3 protein-coding genes are annotated in these 3080 nt (G+C 67.0%); 2 read left to right on the forward strand and 1 reads right to left on the reverse strand.

Translation table 11 applies throughout. The annotated features are described in order from the left end of the window. Window positions 1–505: 505 nt before the first annotated feature. Entirely contained in the window at window positions 506–1159 is a 654-nt protein-coding gene (locus ACWDA7_RS51600; RefSeq protein ID WP_450615002.1) for a TetR family transcriptional regulator, read from the reverse strand. 157 nt (window positions 1160–1316) lie between these two features. Between ACWDA7_RS51600 and ACWDA7_RS51605 the strand changes: the two genes are divergently transcribed. Then, window positions 1317–2180 carry an SDR family NAD(P)-dependent oxidoreductase gene (locus ACWDA7_RS51605; protein WP_450615004.1) on the forward strand — a complete coding sequence of 288 codons (864 nt, stop codon included), beginning with the start codon at window positions 1317–1319 and terminating at the stop codon, window positions 2178–2180. Window positions 2181–2437: 257 nt separating this feature from the next. Further along, a complete protein-coding gene (locus ACWDA7_RS51610) occupies window positions 2438–2956 on the forward strand; it encodes a nuclear transport factor 2 family protein (protein WP_450615005.1) in 519 nt (172 codons plus the stop codon). The last annotated feature ends 124 nt before the right edge of the window (window positions 2957–3080 follow it).

Here is a 3080-nt window from a genome sequence, read left to right on the forward strand (position 1 = left end):
TCTACACGGCAGACTGCCCCGCGCGACCAGCACGAGCACCCGCGCACAGAATCACACCAGGCCCGTGACCTGCCACTTCACGATGCACACCACTCTATGGTCGAGACAAGGCCTGTTCTCCGGGCTTAGGCATGGCTTCACCAGTGTCGCAGATCCAATCGGGTGACCTGCGGCTCTCGCTCGCTACGACTGTCGTTAGTAGTCGTCACCGGTCGCGGTTGAGTGGCCGGACGGCCCAGAGGCGGCCCAGGAACGATCACTCGTCGGGCTGCCCGCCACTCGTCGAGCCGGACCCTGGCCTGGTGGTTATGGGCGGGCCAGAGACCTCACCCGCGACGAAGCCCCGAGAGCCAGAAGGTCCATCACCTGCGGCATGGACGTGATCTCCGTCAGTGCAATGGCGTCCGGCACGCCATCTATACGTATGAAGACCCCTCAGGGCTGGCGACCGATGACCTCTAAGGGCACTGCGTGCTGTGTCGGAGGTGTGTCGCGCGCCCCTGCATCACTCCGTCTGGGCAGGGGCGAGGCCGGTGGCGGTGGCCTGGAGCAGGCGGGTCAGTCGTGGTTCGAAGTCGAGGGCAATGTGTTTCCAGCGGGGGTGCTGGGCGTAGAGCTCGGCAAGGGTGGGTGTGGGATGGGAGATCTGCCAGAGGTTGGCGGTCAGCCCCAGCGCCACCGTGATGAGGTCCTGCACCTGTGCGCCGGTCATGGTGCCCGCGGCGGTCAGCGCTTCGACGATGGCGTCGTACGCGGCGAACGAGTTGGTCTTGTAGCGACGGGCGCGTTCGATGCAGACGTCTCCTTCGAGACTGAGCGGGACGTGGGTGAGCAGGTCACAGAACAGCGGTTGCTCGGCGAGCGTGGCGGCCACGACACCCGCGATCTGTTCCGGGGTGTGGCCGCGGGTGTCGGCAAGGCGAGCGGTGAGGATGTCGCACCACTGCCGCCAGCCGCGTTCGGCCAGTTCGAGCAGGAGTTCCTCCTTGCTGTCGAAGTAACGGCGGACGGCGGAGGGGTGCAGGCCGGCAGTCTCGGTGACGGCCGCCAGGGTGATGTGGCGGACCCCGCCCCGGGCGGCGGCCAGCGCTCGGGCGGCATCGAGCAGGTCTTCGGCTCGGCGGAGCTTGGCCTCGGGTGAACGGGCTCGGTGCTGCATGACCGCCACCGTAACGCACGCGTGCTGCGTAAACGACCCGGGGCGTGTTAGCGTGACGTAACGCAATTTGATTGCGTTATTTCCCGGAGTGCTTTCGCCGTGGGCACAGCCCACACACAGTCCCCCCGCATTCACACATACAGACGGAGTTCGTCCCATGCCGAAGGTTTTCCTGGTCACTGGTTCCTCCCGGGGCCTGGGCCGCGAGATCGTCACTGCCGCTCTCGCCGCCGGGCACCGGGTGATGGCCACCGCCCGCGACCCGCGCACCCTTGAAGACCTCGTCGCCGACCACGGCGATCAGGTCCGTACCGCCCGGCTCGACGTGACCGACGCGGAGGCCGCCGAGCGTGTCGTCGGCGAGACCGTCGACGCCTTCGGGCGGCTGGACGTCGTGGTCAACAACGCCGGCCAGGGCGATCGCGCCTCCCTGGAGGACATGACCCTGGAAGTGTTCCGCCGGCAGATCGACACCAATTTCTACGGCACCGTGTACCTCAGCCGGGCCGCCGTGCCCGTGCTGCGCCGCCAGGGCGGCGGCCGCATCATCCAGATCTCCTCTCTCGGCGGCCGCATCGCCAGCCCTGGCATGACCGCCTACCAGTCCGCCAAGTGGGCCGTGGGCGGCTTCTCCGAGGTCCTCGCCGCCGAGGTCGCCCCATTGAACATCAAGGTCACCGTCCTGGAACCGGGCGGCATGCGCACCGACTGGGCGGGGGCTTCCATGCACACCCCGCCCATCAGCGAGCCGTACCAGGCCACCGTCGGTGCCGCCGCGGAGGCGATGCAGAACTTCGCCCGGCAGGCCAACGGCGACCCGGCCAAGGTCGCCCAGGTCGTCCTCACCGTCGCCGACCTCGACGAACCCCCTTTGCGCCTGCTCCTGGGTTCGGACGCCTACACCTACGGGCGCGCTGCCTGGGCCAGGCGCCTGGAGGAGGACGAGAAGTGGCGGTACCTGAGCGTCACCACCGACCACGACCAGGCCAAGGACGACGGCTCCCGGTGGCTTGACAACTAGGCAATCTCGTCAGGGCCAGCCGACCGTTGGTCCAAGTGTGCCGTTGACTGACGCGCAGTGGACGCGCATCGAACCGTTACTCCCGGACCGAACGCCGAGACGGGGTGGCCGGTGGCGGGGTGCGGCACAGCCGTCGCTCAGACCGCTGGCCTGCGCACGTGGGCCGTTCGGCCCTACATCGAGAGCAGGGGAGAGCTCCTGCTCAGCCTGGCCGAGCGCGGCTGGGAAGAATAGGCAATGAGAGGAAATGAGAGGCAATGAGCATCGAGTCTGGCACCGCGATCCGGTACCTCATGGACCGGATCGCCATTCAGGACGTCATCGCGCGCTACGGTATTGGTCAGGATCTGCACCAGGGTGACAACGCCGACCAAGGTTTGATGGCACAGTGGGCCGAGGTTTTCTCCCCCGATGCGGTCATCGACGCTTCCGACGTCGGCCAGAGCGCTGAAATCCGGCTACCGGACTACCTCAACTTCATGCGGGGCGCGCGCCGCGAGGGCACGGACGGGCTCGGGAGGCTCTTCGGGCGCTGGCAGCACCGGGAAGGGTACGCGACCGTTGTGATCGACGGTGATCACGCGACTGCCACGTCGCCGTTCTTCCACACGCACGAGACGCGCGACGGAAACGCCAACGTCGTGCACACGGGCCTGTGGCACGACCGACTGGAACGGTTGCCAGAAGGCTGGCGCATCGTCCACCGGCGCCTGGAGAACGGTTTCTTCCATACCTTCGCCCGCATCAGCAATCCAGCCGATCTGTTGGAGCGGTAGCAGGTCCTGTACCTCATTAGCGTCTCTGATTAGCTATGCGATCCTGAGTCGGATTGAGTTTCCGGGATCGTTTCCCACCGTGGTGGGGAGGCGTGGGCGTGGAGGTGGAATCCCGCGCCGAGTG

This window comes from Streptomyces sp. NPDC001156, assembly GCF_053598275.1.